The organism is Dyella sedimenti (assembly GCF_022760995.1).
GTDB lineage: Bacteria > Pseudomonadota > Gammaproteobacteria > Xanthomonadales > Rhodanobacteraceae > Dyella > Dyella sedimenti.
Genome location: NZ_JAKWJO010000017.1, coordinates 1 through 3,098, shown reverse-complemented (window position 1 = coordinate 3,098; position 3,098 = coordinate 1). Strand labels below are relative to the sequence as shown.

Sequence of the window (3,098 nt, the reverse complement as noted above, 5' to 3'; positions counted from 1 at the left end):
TGGCCTTGCCCTCGGCCGGCTTGCGCAGCTGCGCCACCATGTAGAAGCGCTCCTTGCCGGTGGTCGGATCGGCCTGGATGGTGCCCTGGAAGGTCGCATCGGTAATCACTGGCGAGCCTTTCAAGGCATCGACCAGGCGCGCCGCCTGCGGGCTTTGCCCCTGGAAGCCGACCTGGCCGTTGTTGTCGACGCTCAGGCGCTCCAGCCATGCCGTGGTGGGCAGGCGCTGGCTGATGTCCTGCAGCAGCGCCAGCGCAGATATCGTATGCAGCTTGCGCTGCGCCAGGAATCCGGCGGCGCCCGCATTGTCCTGCAGTTGCTGGCGCAGCGTGGCCACCTGCTGCGCATCGGCGCGCAGGGCCTCCACCTCGCTGCGCATCTGCTCCAGCGCGCTCTCGCGGTTGTGCAGGAACTGCAGCAGCGCCAGCAGCAGCAATGCCAGCGCGGCGAGGCCCAGGCCGAGATTCAGGCGCTGACGCGGATGCTGGCGTCGCGGCGCCAGCTCGGGCGGCAACAGGTTGATGCCGAGGCGGTCGTCGCCGATCGCCACGTCCACCGCATCCACCGTCAGGCCCGAGGCGGCCAACCGTGCCAGCAGCGGATCGAGGATGGCCCGAGGCACCACCACCAGCTCCGCCGCGAAGCGTCCGGCCGGCGCCGCCACGTGGCGCAACTCGCGCACGTCGTAGCGCACCTGCTCCACCCGGAACGGGGTCTGGCGATCCATCTCGAAGGCGCCGATCTGGCGCAGGTTGTCGCGTGCGGCCAGTGGCAGGTTCAGGCGCGGACGCAGCACACTGGACGGGTCCAGGCACAGTGCCACGCGCAGGTCCTCCCGGTCGACGCCGCGCACCGCATCGGCAAGCGCCACCTGCTGCGCGGCGGTGTCGAGTTGGCTGCTCCAGCGCGCCAGCACCGGCGGCTGCCCGGCACGCCGCACCACCCAGTCCTCGCCATCGCTTTGCAACAGGCGCCAGTCCAGGCCGCCGCCGAAGCGCGACCGCCAGCGCGCCGGCAGCAACGCCACCAACTCGCCGCCCCACCATGCCAGGAAGCGCGGCAGCGGCGAGCCGCGCCACGCCCGGCGCAGTCGATCGAGCTGCGAACGCAGCGGCAACGCTACCGTACTCATTCCCCGTCTCCCTCCTGCCAACGCAGCACGGCGTATGGCGATGCGTTGGGGCGTATGCCCTGCAGGCGCACCGTGGCGCGGACCACCGCACGCGTGCCGTCCGTCAACGTCGCTTCTGCACGAATACTATGCGTCACCCCTTGCAGGCCGGCCAGGACCGGCTGCACCACGCCCGCGCTGCGCGACGCCAGGATGGATTGCGCCTGTTGCGGCGTCATGCCGGGAATGGCGGCCAGCGCCAGCGGCGGCGCGGTATTGGGATCGGGCGCCGGGCGTCCCGACCACAGCGTCACCTGCGAGGCCACCGCACGGTACACCGCCGGATCCATGCCCAGCACCATCTGCAATTCCTCCACGGTGCCGAACGGCCCATGCCGCGGCCCATAGTCGAGGCCGGCCTGGGCATAGGCGGCGTTCGGCACCGTACTCACTGGCGATACCGTGAAACTGCGCCAATCGACGACGTTGCGCGTCACCGCCTGCGCCTGGGCATCGGGCATGCCGGCGGCACGGAACAGGTTCAGCAGCACGTCCGCCGAGGCGGCATTGAGATCGACCTTGCCCGTCTCGCTGACGATGCTGACGGCGACGCGCGCGCCGTCGAAGGCGAACGGATAGGGCCGGCCATCGGTGATCCAGCGCTGCGGCGCCTGCGGATCCTGCAGGGCATAGATGCCACGCATCAGGCCCGCCTCCGCGGCGTAGTGCGCCTGGGTCTGGGCGAACTGGTAGCGCGCCTGCAGGCCCTCGGTGCGGGCGAGCATGGCGTAGCCACCCAGCAGGATCGCCAGCAACGTGCACGCCCACAGCACCACCAGCAGCGCCACGCCACGCTGGCGACGGGCGGCGCAGCTCATGGCGTCCTCCGCGACTGCAGGCCTTGCAGCAGGTCCAGTGGGTTCTGCACCGCCGAGGGATCCACCCGCAGCGCCGCGTCGAGCTGCGGCCAGGATGTGTTGCCCTGCAGGCGCAAGGCGATGCGCACGATGCGCGGCATGGTGCGAGCATCGTCCCACTGCCCGCGCCAGTCGCCGCGCTGCTGCGGCGTATCTGGCGCGCGATAGCTGAAGCTGCCGTCGCGGATATCGTCCACCAGCACTTCCGGCTCGCCCAGCGCGTGCGGCGCGCTGCCGTCGGGCGGCATCAGCGCGAAGCTCGCCTCCAGCCGCGAACCGCCGCGGCCATTGGGCACCAGCTTCAGTTGCTGCAACTGCGGCCCCAGCCGGCCCAGGTAGCCGGGCAACGGCGCCACGAAGCGCAGTTCGCGCGCATCGCCGGTGAAATAGATCGGATCGCCCTTGGCATTGCGCGCCAACGGCACCGCCCGCGCCTGCGCCAGCTCGCGGCGCAGGAACTGCTGGGCCGAGCGCACTTCATCCAGGCGCTGGATCGCGGCCTCGCCCGAACGCACCGCATGCGTGGCGGTGAGCACGCCCGAGTACACGCCGGCCAGCAGCAGGGCGAGCAGCGCGAGCGCACCCAGCACTTCGAGCAGGGTGAAGCCGCGCGCCTTCGCGGGGGACCGCAAGCACCGGCTCATGGCGACCTCGCCGTGCCAAGCATGCGCAGCGTGCTGAAGTGCGCCGAACGCTCGTGCGCGCGCCGTCCCCAGAACACGTCCAGGTCCAGCTTGACCATATGCATCGATGCCTTCGGATCGGGCTGGCCCTGCGGGCCCCATGGCGTGACGGCCAGCCGCCAGCGGTATTCCTCGTCGAAGCGCCCTTCCGTGACGCCCGGTTGCAGCGGCGTGACGATGTCCACCGTATCCAGCAGGCTGCGCGCCCACAGCGCGGCCTGGCTGTGGTCGTCCGCATTGCGCGTGAGCGCGATGGAACCGCCGGCCACCTGCAACAGCGCGGCGAAGGCGATGGCCAGCAGCAATGTGGCGGCGATCACTTCAAGCAGGCTGAAGCCTCTGGCGCACGAGGCATGAGGAAAAGCCAACGCCATCGTCCGCCGTGGC

At 70.8% G+C, this 3,098-nt stretch carries 4 protein-coding genes; all 4 read right to left on the bottom strand.

All coding sequences use genetic code 11. The features are described 5' to 3' along the window. The coding region (locus tag MJ605_RS19200; RefSeq protein ID WP_243043150.1) for a PilN domain-containing protein at positions 1 to 1,132 on the bottom strand (1,132 nt) is incomplete at its 3' end. Beyond that, positions 1,129 to 1,989: a type II secretion system minor pseudopilin gene (locus MJ605_RS19195; RefSeq protein WP_243043149.1), complete on the bottom strand. Its 861-nt coding sequence runs from the start codon at positions 1,987 to 1,989 to the stop codon at positions 1,129 to 1,131. The genes MJ605_RS19200 and MJ605_RS19195, both read right to left, overlap by 4 nt. Then, positions 1,986 to 2,660, bottom strand: coding sequence for a prepilin-type N-terminal cleavage/methylation domain-containing protein (locus tag MJ605_RS19190; RefSeq protein WP_243043148.1), 675 nt, complete (start codon positions 2,658 to 2,660; stop codon positions 1,986 to 1,988). The genes MJ605_RS19195 and MJ605_RS19190 overlap by 4 nt, the downstream gene beginning before the upstream one ends. 8 nt (positions 2,661 to 2,668) lie before the next feature. Beyond that, the gene (locus tag MJ605_RS19185; RefSeq protein WP_243043151.1) at positions 2,669 to 3,085 is read right to left on the bottom strand and encodes a prepilin-type N-terminal cleavage/methylation domain-containing protein; all 417 of its coding nucleotides are present in this window, start codon (positions 3,083 to 3,085) and stop codon (positions 2,669 to 2,671) included. Positions 3,086 to 3,098: the final 13 nt, after the last annotated feature.

Excerpts from the sequence above, each read along its gene's own strand:
- MJ605_RS19195 (WP_243043149.1), bottom strand. The coding sequence starts at position 1,989 with ATGAGCTGCGCCGCCCGTCGCCAGCGTGGCGTGGCGCTGCTGGTGGTG.
- MJ605_RS19185 (WP_243043151.1), bottom strand. The coding sequence starts at position 3,085 with ATGGCGTTGGCTTTTCCTCATGCCTCGTGCGCCAGAGGCTTCAGCCTG.